A 21,928-nucleotide genomic window follows, 5' to 3' on the forward strand; every position below is an offset into this window, starting at 1 on the left:
ACAACCTATGGCACGAACCAGAGAATTTGATGTAAGTGAAGCCCTGCGCAAGGCAACTATTATGTTTTGGCGCCAAGGTTACCGCGATACATCAATGGAGCAGTTGGTTAAAGCAACAGGTGTGAGTAGGTATGGTTTTTACCAAGAATTTGGTAACAAGAAAGAACTGTTCAAACGGTGTTTGCAAGAGTATTCCCTCAGCAAAATTAGCCCGGGGTTAAAGCGCATTGCGCAAAGTGATGGTGAGCTTGAAGATTTACGCTGTTTTTTCTCCATGTACAGCGAGAACATTGCTGAGCATGGCGCTAATGGCTGTCTTATTTGCAATACAGCTACCGAGATTGGTGAAACAGATATGGATGTGAACAGCATTGTGCGTGATATTTATGCCAAGCTGACCGCTCAGTTTCAGCATTTTATTGAGCGAGCTCAAGCACGTAGCGAGGTACGCCAGGAACTCAGTGCGTTTGATTTAAGCGTGTGCTTACTCGGTGTGTTGCAAGGCGTAGCAGTGATGGCTCGCAGTGATTTTCATCGTGACACATTACGGCAATATTTGACGACTATATTCGACATGATGGCTGAACCCGAATAAGGTACTATGCTATTATGAAAATAAAGAGCCTCACTTGAGGCGTTATTTTTTACCATTATCAGAATGTGCGTTCTGTTATAAGGAGTGATAATGAACCACTTTATTAGCAACTTAGCCCTGCGGTGGGGGCAGTGCGTGACACGCTACCCTTGGCTATTGCTTATTGTCAGTGTGCTAATTTGCATCGCACTGGCAATAGGGGCTAAAGGGCTCACTTTCTCGAACGACTACCGGGCATTTTTCAGCCCCGAGAACCCAGAGCTCGTTGCCTTTGAGAACTTCCAAGACAAATACAGTAAAAATGACAACATTCTGATCGTCGTGCACGACGAGCAAAGCCAAGGATTAACGCCTAATCATGCGAAGGTGGTGGAGCAGCTCACCGAACAGGCGTGGAAAACTCCTTTTGCGAGTCGTGTCGACTCTATCACTAATTTCCAACATACCTATGCTGAGCAAGACGACCTTATCGTCGCCGATCTGATCAAAAATGCCGAGCAATTATCTTGGCCAGCGTTGCAAGAAAAAGCACGCATAGCCCTTGATGAACCGCTACTGGCCAACCGCTTAATTGCCAACAATGGCCGCACCTCGGGTATTAATATTACCGTGCAATATCCAGGGGAGTCTTTGGCGGAAGTGCCAAAAGCGGTGAATTATGTGCGCGATTTAGTGGCGCAAATGAAGCAGCAGCACCCTGAGCTTACCTTTGCTATTAGTGGCATCTCTATGCTCAACAACGCCTTTAGTGAGGCTGGGCAAACCGATGCACAAACCCTCACGCCGATTATGTACCTAGTGCTCATCGTGGTGATGTATATGAGCCTGCGTAGTATTCCCGGTACCATTGCTGCGGTGGGTGTCGTGATCCTTGCCAGTGCTGCGGCCATGGGCCTAACTGGCTATATCGGCATAGAGCTTACGCCTATCTCTATTACCGCACCGACCATTATTCTCACCTTGGCCATTGCCGATAGCATCCACGTGCTGTTGTCTTACGCAAGCGCGCGAAGAGAGGGCATGGACAAGCTAGCTGCAATTAAAGAGAGCTTACGGGTCAATTTTGTTGCCGTGTCCATTACCAGTATCACCACCATCGTTGGTTTTTTAACCTTAAATATGTCTGATGCGCCGCCATTTGCTGATCTAGGGAACATCACCGCCATGGGTATCGCCGCAGCTTGGTTGCTCTCACTGGTATTTTTGCCTTGTTTACTGGCTATTTTGCCGGATAAAAAAACCTATAAGAAAAAACGCAACGGCCTGAATGTGTGGTTAGGGCGCTTTGGTAATCAGGTCGCGAAAAAGTATCGAATGATTATTGCTGCGACAGTGCTACTGAGCATTGGCTGTGGCTTGGCTATTCCGCAAATTGAGCTCAATGACGAGTTCGTAAACTACTTTGATCAGCGCGTTGAGTTTCGTCGCGACACCGACTTCACCATGGAGCACTTAACAGGCATTTATGTAGTGGAGTTTGACATTCAAAGTGGTGAAAGTGGCGGCGTCAGTAAACCCGAGTATCAGCAGGGACTGGCAGAGTTCACCACATGGTTACGTCAACAGCCAGAAGTAGTCCATGTGTATAGCTACACCGACATCATTAAACGCTTAAATAAGAATATGCATCAGGATAACGAGGCGCTGTATCGCTTGCCTGATAATCGTCAGTTGGCGGCGCAGTATCTGTTGCTGTACGAGATGTCACTGCCCTTTGGCCTCGATTTAACTGACCGCGTCAGTATGGATAAATCGGCTTCACGGTTAAGCCTGACGTTAGATAACCTGTCTACTGCAGAAATTCAGGCCTTTATTGAGCGCGCTGAAGGCTGGCTGCAAAGCAACACGCCAGCGCCGATGCATGCCAAAGCCACTGGCGCTACGGTGATGTTCTCACATATTTTCCAACGTAACGCACAAAGCATGCTCAGTGGTAATGCCATTGCCATCATCGCGATTTGCCTGATTATGATCCTCACCTTACGTAGCCTGAAGTACGGCTTCTTAAGCTTGATCCCCAATACCATTCCGATGTTGTTCACCTTTGGCGTGTGGGCACTGTTAGTGGGGCAAGTGGGGGTTGCGGCCGCCACAGTGACCTCAACCTCGTTAGGGATCATTGTCGATAACACCGTGCACTTCCTCAGCAAGTACCTAAGAGCTCGGCGAGAGCGCGGCCTCACACCGCAAGCGGCCATTGAATATGCGTTTACCACTGTCGGAGAGGCCATCTTCGTGACCACCTTAATTTTAGCGGGCGGCTTTATGGTGCTGGCTTACTCCACCTTTATGATCAACGCGCAAATGGGCATGTTAACGGCGCTGGCCATTGTTATGGCGCTGATCATTGATTTCTTATTACTCCCGGCGCTGCTCATGCTTGTTGCACGCCCGTCTACCTCATCTCAACCGAGTCTTTCAGCTATTAAGGAGAACCCGCATGAAGCCATTAATTCCTAGTGCTTTTGCCGTGCTATCGGCAGTCACATTGATCACCCCAGTTTGGGCTGCAACTGCTTCCAGCGATGCGCAACAACGAGGCTATGAAATCGCGGCACAAAGTGACCGCTCCGATCGCGGCTTTGGCGTCAGTCGTGTCGATGTCATGATGCACCTTGAAGACGCCAGCGGGCGTAAATCGAGCCGCAGCTTAAGCATGCTCACCAAAGAAGTGGCCGATGAAGATAAAGGCGATAAAAGCCTGATTGTCTTTAACTCCCCAGCCGATGTACAAGACACCAAGCTGTTATCGCATGCGCAAATACTGGAGCCAGACGATCAGTGGCTTTATCTTCCAGCGCTAAAACGCGTAAAGCGCATTTCCTCGGCAAATAAATCGGGTCCCTTTGTGGGCAGTGAGTTTGCTTTTGAGGATTTTACCGCCCAAGAGCTCAATAAGTACGAGTATCGCTATATTGATGAGCAGCAATGCGGTGAGTTCACCTGTGCGGTGGTCGATCGTATTCCCAAGTATGAAAATTCTGGCTATACCCGCCAGCGCGCCTTAATCGATTTAAGTCATTACCAGGTTCGCAAAATCGACTTTTATGACCGTAAAGAAGCCCATCTTAAAACTCTGACCTTGTCTGATTATCAGCACTATCAAGACAAATTCTGGCGACCACAAACCATGCATATGGAAAACCATCAAAGCGGTAAAAAAACCACCTTGGTGTTCTCTGATTACGATTTCTCTGTGCGCTTAAGTAATCGCGATTTTGTTAAATCGTCATTGAAGTAAGGATGTAGTGATGTTCAGGAAGTGGTGGCTATTGCTCTGTGTGTTTGCGCCTTGCGTGTATGGTCAATGGCAAATAACGCCTGCGGTAGAGCTCGGCGCCCGGCAATACAACGGCGAGAGTGCCCGGGTTCAGCAAACGCATAACTTTGCTTGGGACCCAAGGCTATGGCTTGAGCTTGATTACCGCTCCCGCGCCTCGGGTCTACAAGCACATATAAAGCCGGTGGTGACTGTGGCCGCGACCAATAGCGCCCTGCCTGAATGGGATTTACAAGAGGCTTACTTACAGAAAACCTTCTATAACTGGCAGCTAAGCGCCGGTATGAACACGGTATTTTGGGGTGTCGCCGAGTCTCGTCATTTGGTGGATATTGTCAATCAACGTATTCCTGCACGTAACTTTGAAGGCGAAGAGAAGCTTGGCGAACTATTGGTGCAGGTTGACTACTTTACCGAAAACGGCACCTTATCGCTGCTATCTATGCCTTGGTTTCGCTCCCGCGATTACAGCCAACCCGATGAGCGCTTTTCATTGCCAGTGGCCATTAGCCAAGAGCGCTTTGTCGGTTTATCTGAGCACACTCGGGGATCACTGGCGCTGCGCTATGCCACGGTGCTCGATGATTGGGATGTCGGTGCTTATTTCTTCCACGGTTTAGATAAAACCCCAGCCTTTGAAATCACCGAGCAAGGCCAAGGACAAGCCATTTACAGCGCCTTGCAGCAATGGGGCCTTGATGCGCAATACACCAGTGAGCGCTGGCTCGGTAAGCTCGAGGCGGTGCACCGCAATCATGATTACGGTGGTAGTAGCTGGGCTTACACCTTAGGGGGAGAATATTACTTTTATGGAGTGGCGGGCAGCAGTAAAGATCTCAGTCTGTTGTTGGAGCTGCACCGCGACACCGACGCCGAGGCTCGGGAAAATCAAATATATCGTAATAGCAGCTTTGTAGGCTCTCGCCTCGCTTGGAACGACACCGATGCCACCACCTTGTTATTGGGAGCCCTTATCGATAATGGCGGCGATTCCACCGCTATTAAGGGCGAGTTCGAAACCCGTATTCATAGTCAGTTGAGTCTTGATGTTGAGGCCCGGATGTTTGTTGATCAACAACCACAGCAGCCGCTTTACCTCTACCGAGATGATGACTTTATAGAAGTAAGATTGACCTATTACCTGTAAGGAGCATGTATGGTAAGTCAGTATAGTGATGTTGTGATCATCGGTGGTTCAATGGCTGGTGGTTGCTTAGCACGACAATTAAAACTAAAACACCCCGAGCTATCGGTCACCGTGTTAGAGCGCAAAAAGTCATTTAATTCTTGGGTTGGAGAATCAACCCTAGAATCGTTTTGGGATTACGCCGCCAGTGATCTGCAACTGGGCTTTTATCTAGACACCAACCATTTGTACAAACATGGTTTGCGGTTTTTCTTCGACAGCGTCGACCGTGATCTCAATGTTGAGGAAATGAGTGAGCTTGGGCGCACCTGGTATCACGGTATTCCGGCGCACCAAATTGATCGCGCTAAGTTTGATAACGATCTAGTGCGCTTTAACCGAGATATTGGTGTGGACGTTTTACTGGGTGAGACGGTCAGCGATATCGAACTCGATGGCGAGCATGGTCACAGCGTGAAAACCGCAGACAAATCCTTTCGCTGTCGTTATTTAGTCGATGCCGCCGGGTTTGCTGCGCCGCTGGGTAAAAAGCTGGATTTAATTGAGTCGCAAGATCATCGCCACTCTGTGAGCTCAGCTTGGGCGCGGTTTAAGTTTACCACGCCACTCGATAGCCTGGGTAGTGAGCAGTGGCGTGCACGTACCAACTTTACCACCCGCGCATTAGCGACCAACCACTTTATGTATAAAGGGTATTGGTTATGGCTCATTCCATTGGATGAGCACACTGTCAGTATCGGTGTAACCGCTAAAAACACCGACGTCAGCTTAAATGTGAAAACCAGTGACGACTTCGTGGAATTTTTACGCTCGCATAAATGTATGCAGGAAATTCTCGGTAGCCACTTCAAATTGCAGGATTACAAAGCCATGAAGCGGCTATCACGGCGGGCCAAGCAGTCGTTCTCAACCGATCGTTGGTTTCTCACCGGCATGTCATCGGCCTTTTTAGACCCCTTATTGTCGCCGGGCTCGGCCTATTTGACCGATGCTAATCGCATGATTGGTGAACTTATAGAGGCGGATTTAGCCGGTAACGAGGCCATGTTTGCAGGCAAAACCAAGGCCTTCAATGCCTACCTCTTAGGCTGGTTTGAGAGCTTTATGCTGCATATTACCGGGAACTACCACGGCAGCTACGAGGTGCACCGCACGCATTTTGAAGCCTTATTAATGCATTGGTTCGGCTTTATTTTACCTTCGTCCATGGCGCGCCATTTTGGTTATTGCCCGAGCATGAGTGAAATGAGCCAAGAGCAGTTGAATGAAAAAGCGCTGGCCATGGTGCAAGGGGCGGCGATTTCCCGCATTCATGAACTTAAAGATGAGTTTATCCAGCTGATCCAAGGCCAAGAGCATCGTCTTAATCGCGGTCACTTCTTTGATATTGAGCTCACCAAGTGCCGCATGAAACACGCCCATAGCCGGGGCGTAATGTTAGACGAGATGGCCATAGCCGAACTTGATAAGGCCTTATTGGAAGTCACTTATTTAGGGTTCTTACGCAGTCTGTGTGAAATTCAGCGTATGGACTTTGATGAAGAAAAAATGCCGCTAGTGGTCGAGGCAGCAATTAATGACAAGCTATCGCTTACCCACGCGATGGAATTATTTAAACACTGATACTGACAGAACAAAGAGCACAAAAATGGAAAATTTAGCAAACAACAACAGGGTTAATGCACATACGGCGGATGCCACTGCGCGGGCTATTTTAGAACTCATTTTTGCCCAGCGGCGGCTGCTACCGATTGAGCAAGATGTGGCGTTTGACGAGCAAATAGCCGGTCATTATGAAAAGGTGTTGGATTTTGTTCACCGCCAGCAGCCCATCAATATGGTGCTGCCAGCCTTTCCGGCAAAATCACCCAATCGCAACAAAACCTTGGGCTATCTGCCAGATAAAGGAGAGTTTTTTGCATTTGAGCGGCTGGTGCAATTATGTCAGCAAATTGAAGAGGTTTATGAGCCAGGTGCAAAAGTAACGATCTGCTCAGATGGGCGCGTTTTCGCCGATATTATCCATGTCAGCGACGCCCATGTCAGTGAGTATGTAAACGGCCTGCGCCGCTTTGCCAACAAGCACTATCCGGATTATTTCGACTTCTTTAACCTCGAAGATGTATATGACAAGGTCAATGACTTCGCGGTATTGCGTGAGGAGCTGATGATTGAATACGGTGAAACACTCAAATCTTTGCGTCAGCGCATTAAAACAGAGAAAGAAGCCAGCACCATGTACAAGGGCATTACCCGATTCATGTTAGAAGATTTCTCGGGTATCGAAAAGTTTTCTCAACATAGCCGTACAGCGCTGCAAAAGGTTGCTAAAACCGCCGCTTATCGTGTTATTCAGCGCAGTAATGCATGGGGACGACTACTGAAACAGGAGTTGCCTCAGGCGCTGCGATTATCGATTCACCCGCAGTATTTGGTTTCTGAGAAAATCGGCATTTCACTAGTGTCGCAAAACGATGTATGGACCACCCCTTGGCACTCGGTACTGGTTAAAGACGGCGACGAGCACAGTTTGATGCCTCGGGAGCAAGCCGAGCAGCTGGGTTGTGTCTTAGTGTTCATTAATGGTCAAGCCAGCCACTATGAGCGTATGCACAGAGAGTCACAGTTATGATCAGCGAACAGGTCTCACCAGCGTGCTTCACGATTGACGCACGAGAAAGCGGTGCGAAGAAACTAGCACATTTAAACATTGCCGAACTTGAGCAAGTGATCTTGAACCAAGGTATGGTGCTGCTGCGTGGCTTTGACCCCAGTAGCGATGAGCAAATGGTGGCCTTTGCGAAAAAGCTGGGGCCGCTGCTGGCGTGGGATTTTGGCTATGTGCTGGATTTAAAAATAAACCAACAGCCGCAAAATCATATTTTTAGTCAAGGAAAGGTTGAGCTGCATTGGGATGGTGCCTTTGCAGGGGCGACGCCGCGATTTAACTTCTTTCAGTGTCTACAAAGTAGTGCCATTAGTGGTGGCGGTGAAACCACCTTTGTGAATACCTGTCGGTTGCTTGAGAGCTGTTCATCCCAGCAGTTGCAGCAGTATCAAGATAAGGTGATCCGCTATTTTGCTGAGAAAAAGGCGCATTATGGTGGGGCTATTGAGGAGCCATTGATTAGCCCGCATCCAGCGACTAAACGTCAGCGAATGCGCTTTATTGAACCCTTTAATGAGGATAATATGGCCGTTAATCCAGTGGAGACCCAGGTGCAGGGCATGTCCTCGTCGCAAGGTGACGCTTTTTTGCGTGAGCTGATAGCTCACCTGTATGACAGCGATAGCTTCTACGCCCATCAGTGGACACAAGGCGATTACTTGCTGGTGGATAACCATGCCATGTTGCATGGTCGCCACCGCTTTCAAGGTGAAGGGCTAACACGACACCTTAAGCGTGTTCATATTTTGTAACGAGCAACCAATAACGATGAAAAGAGCTTATCTTTACCCCACTTTACTGACGCTATTTTTTATAGCGTGGAGTTCAGCATTTGCGACGCAGTTTAGTGTCACTGATGTTGTGCATAACTGGGGAACATCGTTGACTATGGTATTAGGATCCTTTGTCGCAGGTGCGACGCCCTTAGGTGGCGGAGCTGTTGCTTTTCCGGTCTTCACTAAGTTATTCGGGTTTGAAGCACACAGCGCAAAGGTCTTCTCATTGGCGATTCAGTCTGTGGGAATGACCTTTGCCACCATTTTTTTTGTTTCTCGCGGGGTCCGTATATATTGGTCACTGCTGGCGCGATTAATGCCCTTTGCTTTATTGGGTTTAGCGTGTGGGTTTTCATTATCGGTTGACGGTGAACCACTTAAAATCACCTTTAGTTTCTTGCTATTGGCTTGTAGTTACTTATTGATGCAGCGCTGTGATACCCGGTTGCTGCAGTGGCGAAACAGCTGGTCGCTGTACCTTATCGCTACACTGGGCGGGTTACTCTCGGCATATATTGGCGCCGGAGCCGATACCTTGCTGTTTTTCTACCTGGTATTGCGGCAAAAGTTCGATGCCAAAGCACTGATCCCAACCACAGTGTGTTTTATGGCGATACTTTCTGTGACTGGCAGTGTACTGCTCATTTTACAAGGGCAGCTAAGCGGTGCTCATGTGGCCTTTGAACCGTGGTTTTTCGCTGCTCCCGTGGTCGCCATAGGCGCACCGCTAGGAGGGTATGTAATGAGTAAAATTAACGAAAAGTACGTATTACGCTTTATTTATGCGTTGATATTCATTGAAGTGTGCTCAACGGTGGTGATATTACAATTTTCGCTGGTATTGAAGGTGCTATTGGTGGCGGCAACGCTCGCGGTGGTTGTACTTGCATTGCGCCAACGCGGGGGCATACTCCGCGAGCGGTGGGTAAAGGCAAAAGGCGCTTAACGCGCCGCGAGCAATGTTTCGACCTCTCCAAGGCGGGTGATGATTTTATCCGGATTAGCATCGGCAATATCCAACCCGTGGTTGTAGCCATAATTAACGCAGATCACCGGGCAGCCGGCGTTTCTGGCGGTTGCCACATCATTTTTTGAATCTCCCACATACACGCCTTCGCTAATATCAAGACTGAGATTATTTAAGGCACTAAACAGCATGGCAGGGTCTGGTTTGCGCTGGGGCAGGGTGTCACCACAAACAATGGCATCAAAGTAATCGGCAATGCCCAAAGCATTTACCAGAGCATGAGTGTGGCTTTCATTTTTATTAGTGACAAGTAGTAACTTTAACCCTTGCTGCTGCAGTACTTGCAGAGTCGCTTTGGCATCAACATATAAAGTCGAGGAATCGGTCACACATTGGTTGTAAGCAGCACTGACTTTCGCCGCTGCCGCGCTAACATCAATATGCGTAGCGCCCACTTTTGCTAAGGCGCGCTCGGTGGCTTTATCAATGCCGTTGCCTATCCAAGTTTGCACGTCGTCCACGGTGACTTGACCGACTTGGTAGTGCTCCAGCGTGGTATTAATGGCGGCGCAGATATCGGCAGCGGTATTGATTAAGGTGCCGTCTAAATCAAAGCCAACCCAAGTCAGCGAGTGAGGTAATTGCATTTTAACATCCTTGTTTTAAACAGGACTTTACTGGTCTTTAAAAGTCGCCAGCAAAGTGAGTATATGTTGCAGTTTAACCACGGTTTGTTTCAACTTTTGTTCATCAAGTTGCTCGGCTTGGGAAAGTGCCTCGACATCGGCGGCCACGTCTAATACATAGGGTTTAAAGCGCTTTGCTTCAAAGTCGAATCCCGCGTCGCGATTGAACAGGGCTTGAAACTTACCATGGCCTTCTTTTTGTAGCTGATCCAGTTTTTGATCGGCGTCTAAGGCCTGACGATAAGCGAGTTTAAGGTTTTCGTTTAACTTTTCGATAATTGCGTGCATTTTTTTCTAAAGCTTTAGAGCAGATGGCCGATATGGTACGTGGATTCATTTAAAATGTCAGGTAGCGTTATGAATATATCAGGAAGTTCACTTCCCGCCATGAGCGGAGCCGATCAAGGCGCCGAGGTTTATAGCGCGGCCCTTGCTAAGAAACGACAGCAAGCCGATGGCCAGGCTGCATTGGCGTTGATTGAGTCAGCAGGTAATGTGACCAAAGCAGCGCAGAGCCCAGCCGCCTCGACTACGGCAACCTTGGGTAATAACATTAATATCCACGTGTAATAGCAAGGCAGCGCGTCGTAAATGAACCCCAAGCAACCCGCGTTAAGCGGGTTTTTTTATGGCTCTAAATGCAGATCAATGGGGGTTTTACTGCGTTCGCCACCGACCTCACGCACCAACTTTGGTACTAAAAAGCCAGGCAGTTCGCTAAGTACCTCTGCCATGATAGCGCGGGCTTCATCATCGCTTACCTCAAAATGTGCGGCGCCTTGTACTTTGTCTAATTGATGCAGGTAGTAGGGGAGTATCCCGGCGGCAAATAGGCGCTCACTTAAGGCGATTTGCGCAACGGCACTGGCATTGACCTCTTTCAATAACACCGCTTGATTCAGCTGCGTTACCCCCGCCTGAGTGAGCCGCTTACAGGCATTGGCAAAGATCTCATCAACCTCGTTAGCATGATTAATATGATGCACAAAGACTATTTGTAATGGCGATTGGGCAAAACGCTGACATAACTGTTCGGTAATGCGCGCCGGGATGGTCACCGGCAAGCGCGAGTGAATGCGTAAACGCTTAATGTTAGGGAGTTGCTCTAGCTTATCTAAAAACCATGCCAGAGCTTCGTCTTTTGCCATGAGCGGGTCGCCACCGCTGAGGATCACTTCATTGATCTCTGGATGATGACCAATGTAGGTTAGTTTATCGGCCAAAGCGGCTTTATTGAGTTGGTTATCTTGGTACGGGAAATGACGACGAAAACAATATCGGCAGTTGATTGCGCACGCGGTTTTAAACATCAGCAAGACACGGGAGCGGTATTTGTGCAATAAACCCGGCTCGTTGTTATCTTGTTCTTGCAACGGATCGACACTGTACTGCGAGTGTTGCTGAAACTCTTGTCGTCGCGGCAGCACTTGTAATAACAAGGGATCGCGGGCGTCACCCTTGGCCATTTTGGCGATAAAGGGGCGCGGTACTCGTAGATTAAATAAGCTTTTGGCCTCACTATCCGGTTGATACGAATCGGGAGGTAAATCCAACATACTAAGCAGCTCTTCGGGGCGAGTGACTACATCGGCTAATTCTTTTTGCCAGTTTTTATGCAAATTTACTTCGATTCTTTGTATCATTGACGGATTAATTACTCGAAAAACGGTTATTAGAGGACAAGATGGCGAATTATAGCACCAACGAATTCAAGGGTGGCCTAAAATTTATGTTGGATGGCGAGCCTTGCAGCATCCTAGAAAACGAAGTGGTTAAGCCGGGTAAAGGCCAAGCATTTAACCGCGTTCGTATCCGCAAACTGATCTCAGGTAAGGTATTAGAGAAAACCTTTAAGTCAGGCGAAAGTGTGGAAGCGGCTGATGTAATGGATACCGACCTAGCTTATCTATACACAGATGGCGAATTCTGGCACTTCATGAACAACGAAACCTTTGAGCAAATCGCTGCTGATGAAAAAGCGGTAGGCGACAACGTAAAATGGCTTGTAGAAAACGATGTGTGCACCATCACTTTATGGGACGGCAACCCGATTGCTGTAACACCACCCAACTTCGTTGAACTTGAAGTAACTGAAACCGATCCAGGCCTAAAAGGCGACACGGCTGGTACCGGTGGCAAGCCTGCTACTTTAAGTACCGGTGCCGTGGTACGTGTTCCTTTGTTCATCCAAATTGGTGAAGTGATCAAGGTTGATACCCGCTCAGCTGAGTACGTGGGTCGCGTAAAATAAGCACCTTATACGTGTATATCCCAGCCCGGGCAGCCGCGCTGGGATTTTTTATGGGAGATTTTTGTGATGTGGCAGCCCAGTGCCGATATTCATACTTTGCAGCAGCGCGCTAAGCTCATTCAGCAGGTGAGGCAGTTTTTTTATCAACGTGATGTGATGGAGGTGGATACTCCGTCGCTAAGCAAGGCGTCAGTGACTGATGAACACTTACATAGCTTTGCCACGCGGTTTGTGGGCCAAGGCTATGCCGAGGGCTTACCACTGTATTTACAAACCTCTCCTGAATACGCGATGAAGCGCCTTCTTGCAGCAGGCAGTGGAGCTATTTTCCAAATCTGTAAAGCCTTTCGTAACGAGGAAAACGGCCGTCATCACAACCCCGAGTTCACTATGCTTGAGTGGTATCGTCCGGGTTTTGATGAGTTTGACCTTATGGCTGAGATTGACGAATTGATGCAACAGCTGTTGGGTTGTGAAAAAGCCCAATATATAAGCTATCAGCAGGTGTTCATACAGGTGCTGGGCGTGGATCCGTTAACGGCAAGTTTGCGTGAATTAAAGCAGCTTGCAAGCACTCATGGCTTTGCCGATATCGCCGCAAATGAAGAAGAGGCTGACACCTTATTACAGCTGCTATTTTGCATGGTGATAGAGCCGACGATCGGCCAGCAACAGCCTTGTTTTGTGTATCACTTTCCAGCCTCGCAAGCGGCACTAGCGCGTCTTCATGAGCAAGACCCACGCGTTGCCGGGCGTTTTGAGCTGTATTATCAAGGGCAAGAGCTCGCTAATGGCTTTAACGAGCTGACCGACGCCAATGAACAGCGCCAGCGCTTTGCCAATGATAACAACAAACGTATCGCTAAGGGTCTTGAGCCCGTAGCCCTGGATGAAAACTTATTAACAGCATTGGATGCCGGCCTACCACAGTGTGCCGGAGTCGCCCTCGGAGTGGATCGTCTCGTAATGATAGCCTGCGGCAAAAACCATATTCGTGAAGTGCTGAGCTTCGACATTGAGCGCGCCTAACCTCAAATTATTGTAGGCAAGGCTCAGCCTTACAAAACATGCTATTGGGCTAAAGCCCAACCCACAGGTTCAGGGTAGATTTGTTGTAGGCAAGGCTTCAGCTTTGCAAAGCACGAGATTGGGCTAAAGCCCAACCTACAGGTGCAGGGTAGGTGTGTTGTAGGCAAGGCTTCAGCCTTGCAAAGCACGCGATAGGGCTAAAGCCGAACCCACAGGTTTAGGCAGGTGTGTTGTAGGCAAGGCTTTAGCCTTGCAATGCGCGTAATTGGGCTAAAGCCCAACCTACAGGTGCAGGGTAGGTGTGTTGTAGGCAAGGCTTCAGCCTTGCAAAACACGAGATTGGGCTAAAGCCCAACCCACAGGTTCCGCAAGATGTGTTGTAGGCAAGGCTTTAGCCTTGCAAAGCTCGTGATTGGGCTAAAGTCCAACCTACAGGTTCAGGGTAGGTGTGTTGTAGGCAAGGCTTCAGCCTTGCAACACGCGATTGGGAAAGCCCAACCCACAGTTTAGGTTGGTTTGTTGTAGGCAAGGCTTCAGCCTTGCAACACGCGATTGGGAAAGCCCAACCCACAGTTTAGGTTGGTTTGTTGTAGGCAAGGCTTTAGCCTTGCAACCTATAAATAAACCGAATTCCAGTACGGATATAATCGCACACTTGAGACAATCCCTTTTCGCAAGGGGTTGGCAACAATGTACCTGGCTATATGAATACGCTGCTCATCCTCACGCAAAGCGTGATCATAAAACCCGCTTTGCCAAACTTTACCGCGACGCTGTAATTGACGATTAACCATGGCTGCGGTGCAACCTTTTAGGTGTCGTATACAAGCGCTAAGATCGCTATGGTGCAGCAACACAAGCCCATGAAAGTGGTCTGGCATTAAGACCCAGGTTAACCATTGGCAGCCGCAAGCCTGCTCATTCGTTGTAATCGTGGTGCAAAATAGCTGTGCTAGCTTCGCAGAGGCAAAAAATGGTGTGCGTTTGTAACAACAAAAAGTAATAAAATACTCGCGGTGGATTTGCGAATAACGTCCTTTTAATAAATCACTATAAGGCATATTCAGCTCCTTTGAATATGGTGGACATTCAATTATAGCTCGAGAGTTACAAGGTTGCCTGTGTTGGGGTGAAGGCGCTATTGGGCTAAAGCCCAACCCACAGGTTCAGGGTAGGTGTATTGTAGGCAAGGCTTCAGCCTTGCACAGCGCGTGATTGGGCTAAAGCCCAACCTACAGGTTCAGGGTCGATGTGTTGTAGGCAAGGCTTCAGCCTTGCAAAACACGCGATTGGGCTAAAGCCCAACCTACAATTTCAGGTAGGTGTGTTGTAGGCAAGGCTTCAGCCTTGCAATGCGCGTAACTGGGCTAAAACCCAACCTACAGGTGCAGATAGTGTATTGTAGGCAAGGCTTTAGCCTTGCAAGCTATTGGGCACAATATCGGCGTAATACGGAATAAAAACGAGCTAATAACTGTTTGATTTAAATAAGGAATAGAAATAAGCAAGAAAAGAATGGGGCGACTGATGGGACTTGAACCCACGACAACCGGAATCACAATCCAGGGCTCTACCAACTGAGCTACAGCCGCCACAAAGGGGATACATCACCTCGTGATGTGTGGCGCGCATAATACATAGTTTCCGCCACCTTGTGAAGTGTAAATTTAAGATAATTATTCGTTCGCTGCAAATTTGTTCAGTGAACACAGTGAAAGCCGCTCAACCACGGAGTATTACAGCATGAAAAGCATATGCTAGGCTTATTTGTTGCTTGAGTTGCACTAATGTTCAGTTGGCGTTTAGGTTCGGCTTGAGAAAATAATAGATTAGGTACTTTACGGCGCATAGGTACAAAGCATAAAGTTGTAAGGTGTCATGGGCTATCAGCATATAATTAGGAGCGCTAATGGAAGCAATAACAAACTGGCTGTCGGAAAACTCCGGACTGCTCACTCACTACGCCATTCAATTTGTTTTGGCACTGATTGTCTTTTTGGTCGGTATGCGCCTTGCTAAGTGGTGTAGCAAGCTGACTGAAAAAGGTTTTGCCAAGCGTAAAGTAGACAAAGCGGTTGGCTCATTCTGTGGCAACATCATTTATGCCTTGGTGTTCATTGCCACTATTTTAATGGCGCTATCACAAGTCGGTGTTGAGACCACTTCCTTTATTGCTATTCTAGGTGCGGCGGGCTTGGCCGTAGGTCTGGCATTGCAAGGGTCACTTTCTAATTTCGCCTCGGGTGTGCTGATCATTATTTTGCGTCCATTTAAATCAGGTGACTACATTGAAGCAGGCGGTAAAGCAGGAAGTGTTCGTAAAATTGAAATCTTCTCTACCGAGCTCAACACACCAGATAATAAAATTATCGTGATGCCTAATTCATCGATTATGTCTGGCGCCATAGTAAACTACTCACGTGAGAAAACGCGTCGTATCGACTTGGTTATTGGCGTGAGCTACGATGCCGATCTTAAAAAGACCAAAGAAGTTTTAAAGTCAGTGCTTGATGCTGAATCAAGGCTGTTAAAAGAGCCAGCATACACGGTGGCCGTGAACGAACTGGCTGATTCAAGTGTGAACTTTGTGGTTCGCCCTTGGGTAAACACCGTTGACTATTGGCCAACGTATTTTGATTTGATGGAAAACATCAAAATTGCATTAGATGACAACGACATCGGTATTCCATATCCACAAATGGATGTGCATTTACATAAAACCAGCGAATAAACTAGGGGAACCGCGCTGACATGAAATTGAAGTATTTATCTGTTCTCGTTGCTGCAGGCGTAGTAACGAGCGCTGTGGCTAGCGAAAAAAAGACTTGGGAAGCCAACGCTGAGCTAGGTGCCATTATCACCAGTGGTAATACCGAAACAACTACATTCAAGGGCGCTTTAAACGTAAAGCACAACCTTGAAAACTGGAATAACGAGTACAAGCTCGACGGCATCTATAAAGAAGACGAAGTCGAGAAAGACGACGGTACTAAAGTCACTGAGCGCACTAACGAAAAGTATTTTGCATCGGCGCAAGGTAACTACAAGCTCAACGAGGAAAACGCGCACTTATTCGTGTACGGCTCCTATTTAAGTGACTACTTTGGCGCTTACCGCCAAGAAGCGGTGGTCTCTGGCGGTTACGGTTTGCGTTTGCTCGATACCGACACCATGGTGCTCAATGCGGAAATTGGTCCGGGTTATAAGTATTTCCAATACCCAGACGATAGCACCGAAGTAGGTGATGACGGTGAGTTACTGGCTGACGAGTGGGAAGGTGAAGTGATCGCCCTAGCAAAGGCTGATTACACTTGGCAGATCTCCGAGGGTGCCAAATTTACTCAGCTAGTTGCGATGGAATACGGTAGTACCAACACTAAAACTCGCTCTGAAACAGCGCTGTTAACTAAAATTAATGGCTCTTTGCAAATGAAAGTGGGCTTTAACGTCACTCATAACTCCGATGTTGCGGATGACAAAGAAAACACTGACACCGAAACCGCGTTAACCTTGGTGTATAACTTTTAACAAATCAAGTAACGCGAGATAACAACGGAAGACCACCATCTTCCGTTTTTTTTCGCTCAAAATTCCGGTAATATGCCGCGGTTGTCTTCTATTTTTCTATTCTCGGGAAGGGATGTTGTGAAACAAATTCTAGTGCTGTTTGTACTTATTTCGATGCTGCTATTTAGTCAGTCAGTTGTTGCAGTAAATGGGGCTACGCCTACTGCAGCTCAAATAGAACAGTTTAAAAAGCTCCCCCGGGCCCAGCAAGAAGCATTGGCTCGTCAATATGGTTTTGACCTAGATGAAATAATGGGCAATAAATCCCAACAGAAAAACAGCGGGGACTTGGGCTTAAATGAACCTTTATCATCAGATGATAATGAGGAGAATAAAAAAACTGCTGAAGAACTTGAGGAAGAAAGATATAAGCCTGAACCCGAAGAGTTAGAGGTTTTTGGAAGCAGTTTTTTTGACTCTGAGTCACTCGGTGAAGCTAGGCAAAGAGGGCTTTATACACCCATATCGCTACCCGATTCCTATGTGGTAGGTCCTGGCGATCAGTTTATAGTTTCATTTTATGGTAAGCAGAGCGCTCAATATGAATTAGAAGTTGATAGAGCCGGAAGACTAATTATCCCAGAGCTGTCCCCCGTGCAGGTGTCAGGCCTCTCCTATAAGGCAATGAAAAATATTATAAAAAATAAGATTTCATCGGAAATGATAGGTGTAGATGTCTATATTACCGCAGGAGAGTTAAAGTCTACGCCAGTGCTAGTACTAGGCGAAGTTGAACAGCCTGGTCGTCATGTGGTGCCATCTCTAGCTTCTGTAACAGATGTCCTCGTGGAAGCAGGGGGAATCACAGATATTGGCTCAATGCGTAATATCACAATCAAGCGCAACGGTGAAACCACCACTACCTTCGACTTGTATGAATTACTACTAAATGGCGATGATAGTTCAGATATTACTTTAAAGCCCAAGGATATCATCCTAATTCCACCTGTAGGTCCTCAAATATCCGTCGATGGCTTAGTTAAGCGCCCTGCAATCTTCGAGCTTAAGGAAAAAGAAAACCTTAAAAGTCTGATCGATATGGCGGGTGGAGCTAAGCCTAACGGCAATTTATCGAAGGTTTTAGTCGAGCGCTATACAAGCTCTGGCCTGAAAACTGTTTTGCAAGTAGATCTACTAAGCGGTGATAAGCCATTTTTTCTGGAGGATGGTGATGAGGTCAACGTTACTCGGACGAATAACGAATTAACAGATGCTGTCACTTTAATTGGAGCTGTAAGTCAACCTGGCAACTATAGTTGGCGTGATGGGTTTACAATCAAAGACATCATTACTTCTCTCAAATCTGATGTTTTATCTATAGCAGATTTCAATTATTCGCTGATCTTACGAGAAAAAGATCAGACAGGACAAGTTGATGTATTGCAGTTTTCTCTATCAGAAGTTTTTGCTGGCACAGATTCGGTTAAATTGCAGCCTAGAGATGTGATTGTCGTGTTCAGCCGGTTTAACGACAAAGAAGAGGAAAGTAAAAGTATACGCTCGTTAGCATTCTCAACTGATGAACTGGATTTGAAAGAAAAAGAAGAGCAGTGGCAGGATTATAAAAATAGAAAATTTGAGGAGTTTATTGGTGTAAGAGACCCTTTTGAGGAAGCGCTCAAAGAGAGTGAAAAACAGCTCGAAACTCAAGCCTTAGATGAAATACTAAGAGGTAAAGAAGAAGAAGTTGATGATGAGCAATTAACCGCTTTCGGTCGACAGAAGCTTTTACAACCAATAATAAGAATGCTTACTGAGCAAGCAAGTGTGAAGTCGAAGGCAAAAGTAGTCGCTATATCGGGCAAAGTAAAGTATCCAGGTGTATACCCACTACCCATTGGCGGAAATATTAAAGATTTGGTTCAAGCAGCGGGTGGGCTACATGAGTCTGCATACATAGAAAGTGCGGAGCTTACGCGCTTTGAAAGTGGCCAAGGAGCTACCCTGTCCCATTTTAATATTGATTTAGCAGAGGCTTTAAGCTCTCCAAATAACAAAGAGTTCAAATTAAATAGTAAAGACTCGTTAAATATATTCGTAACACCGAATTGGCAAGAAAAGCGAGTTGTAACTCTTTTAGGTGAATTTAATTTTCCAGGGACCTACCGAATCCGCCGGGGGGAAACTTTAAAGAATCTCATCGAAAGAGCTGGTGGTATGACAGAGTATGCCTACCCCAACGGCGCTGTTTACACTCGAGAAGTTATTCGAAAGCAGGAAAAAGAACAGTTAAAACGGCTTCAGGAAGACCTTCGCAGGGAGATTGCTTCAAAAAGTTTACAAAAGTCAGTAACTGACTCATCGATGAGTTATTCAGAAATGAGTAAACTACTAGACGATCTGGGAGATGTTGATGCGTTAGGACGTCTTGTTATAGATTTACCAAGGGTGCTAACTGGCCAACAAAACATTGAATTACAAAATCGTGACGCAATTTACCTACCGCCTAAGCAAAACACTATTAGTGTCGTAGGTGAAGTTAACCAATCAGCATCACATTTGTTTGAAGATAACCTGTCTATTGAAGACTATATAAATCGAAGCGGGGGAGTTCGACAGCGCGCAGATTTAGATGGCCTATATGTTATTAAGGCAAATGGTAGTGTAGAAGTTCCTGAGGCTGGCAATTGGTTTGCTGTTGCTAACGCAAGCACTGAGCTTCAACCTGGGGATACAATTGTGGTGCCTCTTGATGCGGATTATACGGATAATCTAACTCTTTGGAGTACCGCGACACAGATACTCTATCAGTTGGGCGTAGCGGTCGCGGCGATAGGTTCGCTGTAAAAATATAGTTGCAAACTCAGCAATATTTACAATAATTTAAATCTAATGCTGTTTATCTCGTGATGTAAATCATGTAGATTGAACAGCATTAGTTGAATTTTATGGCGCTTACCTCAGAGGCCGGAACGGTTCTTTTGTGCGCAATAAGCTCCTAATTAATTTGGCAATTGCCTTGAAACTTTGTTGATATAAACGCATAATGAAGGCGCCCTGATTTGATGCTACATTTTTGAAGTGTCGGTCGGGCTCTTTAATATATTGTTTTGTTAACAAGCTAATCGATTAGCATTAATTAACGTGTAAAGTGTCCACCGGATACAAGGAGATAAAAAATGAAGCGTTTGCAAAAACTCGCTTTAATTCCAGCCGCTGTGGCTGCGACTCTGGCTGGTAATGCCTATGCAGGTACGTCAGCGTGTTTCGAAGTCTATAAAACTGCTGATGATGGTGCAGTAACTGCTCATCAAAAGCTTTATAGAGCTGCAGAATGTCAAGATCCGCGTTCTGGCGCAAGCGAGACAGGTCTTGCTGCTCTAGATCTAAGCTCAGTAGCATATGAGCTTACCAAGAACTACGGCATGAACTTGAACGATGTAAACTCATTGGATGAAGAGCTTCAGTTAGTTTATATTCCAACAACTAACCTTCCAAGTGGTACAGTTCTTAAGTTCCGCCTAACAGGTGATGCTAACTGGGGTACTGGTAACGCTAACCAAATGCACCTAATCCAGGTTGACCAAAACGGTATCTACCGTGAGGTAGCAACTTCAGATGGTACTTTCAACGAAGGTAAAGAAATTACTTTCGTAGTAAAAGCAGGTGTTTCTGTTCAATCAGGTTCACGTTTAGTATGGTCACGCAGCGTTGCAGCTGACGGTCAGAATGCTACTCCAGATGCGAACGGTACTCCAACTACCAACGCAGCTCTTATCGAGTCGCCTTACCTAAATATCGAAACCTCTGAGTCATGTTCTGAAGAATACGACAACATCGGTATCGAAGCATTTTATGCAAACGTAGGTGGTGTTGATCTTATCGGTGCTAAGAACAAGCAAGAAGACTTCGTTGAAATCAAGCGTCAGTTCACTGTTCTTAAGCCAGTAGATTCATTCACTATGGTAACTATCGATGGTGACGGTGGTCTATACAATTGGACAAGTGGTTCAACTGGTAATCTTGAAGATAACCTTTCTGAAGTAGCACCTCGTACACGTTTCATCGACGGCGGCACTATGGACCGTATCGTTCAGAACGTTGACATGATGCTTACAGACCCAGATGGTGAAGCACTACCTCTTGATATCGACCGTCAAGCGTATGCTGAAGCAGCTGTATTCCCATTCGTCATGAAGAACGACCTAACTCTTGATGGCCACATCACTTTAGACCCTCAAGATGACGTACACGTACGTTACTCTGTAGACGGTGTAAACATGCCTTCAGCAGTTGATGTTTCTCTATGGCACGATTGGACTGGCGACAACGCAACTCCAACCAACCTAATCACAGCAACACCAGCAGGTTGGACTTACTCTAACCCAGCAGGCACTACTGACATCATCTACGATGCAGATGAAATCTTCGGTGGCGCTGATGAAGTAGTTTACGCTAAGCTTCAAAACGTAAACGACGGCATCATGAACTTTAACTACAACGTAATGATGGACGCTAACATCGACTTTGAAGATGAGACCTTCCACGACGTAATCACTACATCTTGTGTTGAAGAAAAAGCGTTTGAAGTAGGTGTTGACGGTGCGGTTCTTAAAGTACCTTACACTTATGACACAGGTAACAACTGGGTACGTATCACTAACGAATCAGACTCTGTAGCTACAATTACAGCTGATATCTTCGACGAGAGTGGTAACGTTATCAAAGCTGTTCAAGTTGGCTCTGTAGCAGGTAAAGCTTCTACTGTTCTTCGTGCAAACGAAGTAATCAAAGCAGCTAAAGCTGCTGGTTACACAGGTACAGGCTTCCGTCACACAATGACGTTCAACGTTGCAGCTCCTAAAGATGAAGTTCACGGTGTAAGCGTTCAGAACATCCCAGGTGGTGTTGACCGCGTACTTCCAGTTCTTGATCAAAACAGCTGGAACCAGTAATTGCTAATGTAATTACAAAGTAAGTATTCTTACATGAAGCCAGTCAGGTAACTGACTGGCTTTTTTT

The 21,928-nt window shown here is 46.7% G+C and carries 19 protein-coding genes and 1 tRNA gene; 15 read left to right on the forward strand and 5 right to left on the reverse strand.

All coding sequences use genetic code 11. The annotated features are described in order from the left end of the window. The first annotated feature begins 7 nt into the window (after positions 1-7). The 8 genes from EXT46_RS14725 to EXT46_RS14760 all read left to right on the forward strand — a co-directional run bounded on the left by EXT46_RS14725 (position 8) and on the right by EXT46_RS14760 (position 9,412). Complete coding sequence (locus tag EXT46_RS14725) at positions 8-595, forward strand: TetR/AcrR family transcriptional regulator (protein WP_022945979.1); 588 nt, start codon at positions 8-10, stop codon at positions 593-595. Positions 596-685: 90 nt separating this feature from the next. Continuing rightward, positions 686-3,055, forward strand: a complete 2,370-nt coding sequence (locus EXT46_RS14730) for an MMPL family transporter (RefSeq protein WP_130148153.1) — start codon at positions 686-688, stop codon at positions 3,053-3,055. Continuing rightward, positions 3,036-3,836, forward strand: a complete 801-nt coding sequence (locus EXT46_RS14735; RefSeq protein ID WP_053910135.1) for an outer membrane lipoprotein-sorting protein — start codon at positions 3,036-3,038, stop codon at positions 3,834-3,836. Before EXT46_RS14730 ends, EXT46_RS14735 begins: the two co-directional genes overlap by 20 nt. 10 nt (positions 3,837-3,846) lie before the next feature. Further along, the gene (locus tag EXT46_RS14740) at positions 3,847-5,022 is read left to right on the forward strand and encodes a hypothetical protein (RefSeq protein ID WP_130148155.1); all 1,176 of its coding nucleotides are present in this window, start codon (positions 3,847-3,849) and stop codon (positions 5,020-5,022) included. 9 nt (positions 5,023-5,031) lie between these two features. After that, positions 5,032-6,645, forward strand: coding sequence for an NAD(P)/FAD-dependent oxidoreductase (locus tag EXT46_RS14745; RefSeq protein WP_130148157.1), 1,614 nt, complete (start codon positions 5,032-5,034; stop codon positions 6,643-6,645). Between the two features lie 25 nt (positions 6,646-6,670). After that, positions 6,671-7,654, forward strand: coding sequence for an isocyanide synthase family protein (locus EXT46_RS14750; RefSeq protein ID WP_130148159.1), 984 nt, complete (start codon positions 6,671-6,673; stop codon positions 7,652-7,654). After that, entirely contained in the window at positions 7,651-8,442 is a 792-nt protein-coding gene (locus tag EXT46_RS14755; RefSeq protein ID WP_130148161.1) for a TauD/TfdA family dioxygenase, read from the forward strand. The genes EXT46_RS14750 and EXT46_RS14755 overlap by 4 nt, the downstream gene beginning before the upstream one ends. A gap of 16 nt (positions 8,443-8,458) precedes the next feature. Then, positions 8,459-9,412, forward strand: a complete 954-nt coding sequence (locus EXT46_RS14760) for a sulfite exporter TauE/SafE family protein (protein WP_130148163.1) — start codon at positions 8,459-8,461, stop codon at positions 9,410-9,412. Here EXT46_RS14760 and gph read toward each other — a convergent pair. Next, complete coding sequence (gene gph / locus EXT46_RS14765; RefSeq protein WP_130148165.1) at positions 9,409-10,080, reverse strand: phosphoglycolate phosphatase; 672 nt, start codon at positions 10,078-10,080, stop codon at positions 9,409-9,411. The two genes, EXT46_RS14760 and gph, sit on opposite strands and share 4 nt — an antisense overlap. A 27-nt stretch (positions 10,081-10,107) precedes the next feature. After that, positions 10,108-10,407 (reverse strand): hypothetical protein, encoded by a 300-nt coding sequence (locus EXT46_RS14770; protein ID WP_045980396.1) that lies wholly within the window; start codon positions 10,405-10,407, stop codon positions 10,108-10,110. 69 nt (positions 10,408-10,476) lie between these two features. Between EXT46_RS14770 and EXT46_RS14775 the strand changes: the two genes are divergently transcribed. Next, positions 10,477-10,689, forward strand: coding sequence for a hypothetical protein (locus EXT46_RS14775; RefSeq protein ID WP_130148167.1), 213 nt, complete (start codon positions 10,477-10,479; stop codon positions 10,687-10,689). A 56-nt stretch (positions 10,690-10,745) separates the two neighbouring features. Here EXT46_RS14775 and epmB read toward each other — a convergent pair whose 3' ends face one another. Beyond that, positions 10,746-11,762, reverse strand: a complete 1,017-nt coding sequence (gene epmB, locus EXT46_RS14780) for an EF-P beta-lysylation protein EpmB (RefSeq protein ID WP_130148169.1) — start codon at positions 11,760-11,762, stop codon at positions 10,746-10,748. 41 nt (positions 11,763-11,803) lie between these two features. Here epmB and efp point away from each other — a divergent pair, with 41 nt between their 5' ends. Next, positions 11,804-12,370: an elongation factor P gene (gene efp, locus EXT46_RS14785; protein WP_022945989.1), complete on the forward strand. Its 567-nt coding sequence runs from the start codon at positions 11,804-11,806 to the stop codon at positions 12,368-12,370. A gap of 66 nt (positions 12,371-12,436) precedes the next feature. Continuing rightward, positions 12,437-13,399: an elongation factor P--(R)-beta-lysine ligase gene (gene epmA, locus EXT46_RS14790; protein ID WP_130148275.1), complete on the forward strand. Its 963-nt coding sequence runs from the start codon at positions 12,437-12,439 to the stop codon at positions 13,397-13,399. A gap of 614 nt (positions 13,400-14,013) precedes the next feature. Here epmA and EXT46_RS14795 read toward each other — a convergent pair. Both EXT46_RS14795 and EXT46_RS14800 read right to left on the reverse strand, forming a co-directional pair. Beyond that, positions 14,014-14,460: a transposase gene (locus EXT46_RS14795; RefSeq protein WP_045980393.1), complete on the reverse strand. Its 447-nt coding sequence runs from the start codon at positions 14,458-14,460 to the stop codon at positions 14,014-14,016. A gap of 455 nt (positions 14,461-14,915) precedes the next feature. Continuing rightward, a tRNA-His gene (locus EXT46_RS14800) sits at positions 14,916-14,991 on the reverse strand. A 317-nt stretch (positions 14,992-15,308) separates the two neighbouring features. On the opposite strand from EXT46_RS14800, the gene EXT46_RS14805 reads away from it, so the two are divergent. The 4 genes from EXT46_RS14805 to EXT46_RS14820 all read left to right on the forward strand — a co-directional run bounded on the left by EXT46_RS14805 (position 15,309) and on the right by EXT46_RS14820 (position 21,861). Continuing rightward, positions 15,309-16,130 carry a mechanosensitive ion channel domain-containing protein gene (locus EXT46_RS14805; RefSeq protein WP_022945993.1) on the forward strand — a complete coding sequence of 274 codons (822 nt, stop codon included), beginning with the start codon at positions 15,309-15,311 and terminating at the stop codon, positions 16,128-16,130. A gap of 20 nt (positions 16,131-16,150) precedes the next feature. After that, positions 16,151-16,927 (forward strand): DUF481 domain-containing protein, encoded by a 777-nt coding sequence (locus EXT46_RS14810; protein ID WP_130148171.1) that lies wholly within the window; start codon positions 16,151-16,153, stop codon positions 16,925-16,927. A 117-nt stretch (positions 16,928-17,044) separates the two neighbouring features. Then, positions 17,045-19,753 carry an SLBB domain-containing protein gene (locus tag EXT46_RS14815; RefSeq protein WP_240701147.1) on the forward strand — a complete coding sequence of 903 codons (2,709 nt, stop codon included), beginning with the start codon at positions 17,045-17,047 and terminating at the stop codon, positions 19,751-19,753. Positions 19,754-20,085: 332 nt separating this feature from the next. Next, positions 20,086-21,861, forward strand: a complete 1,776-nt coding sequence (locus tag EXT46_RS14820; protein ID WP_130148173.1) for a hypothetical protein — start codon at positions 20,086-20,088, stop codon at positions 21,859-21,861. Positions 21,862-21,928: the final 67 nt, after the last annotated feature.

The sequence above is a fragment of the Pseudoalteromonas sp. CO325X genome (assembly GCF_004208955.1).
GTDB classification, from domain to species: Bacteria; Pseudomonadota; Gammaproteobacteria; order Enterobacterales; family Alteromonadaceae; genus Pseudoalteromonas; species Pseudoalteromonas ruthenica.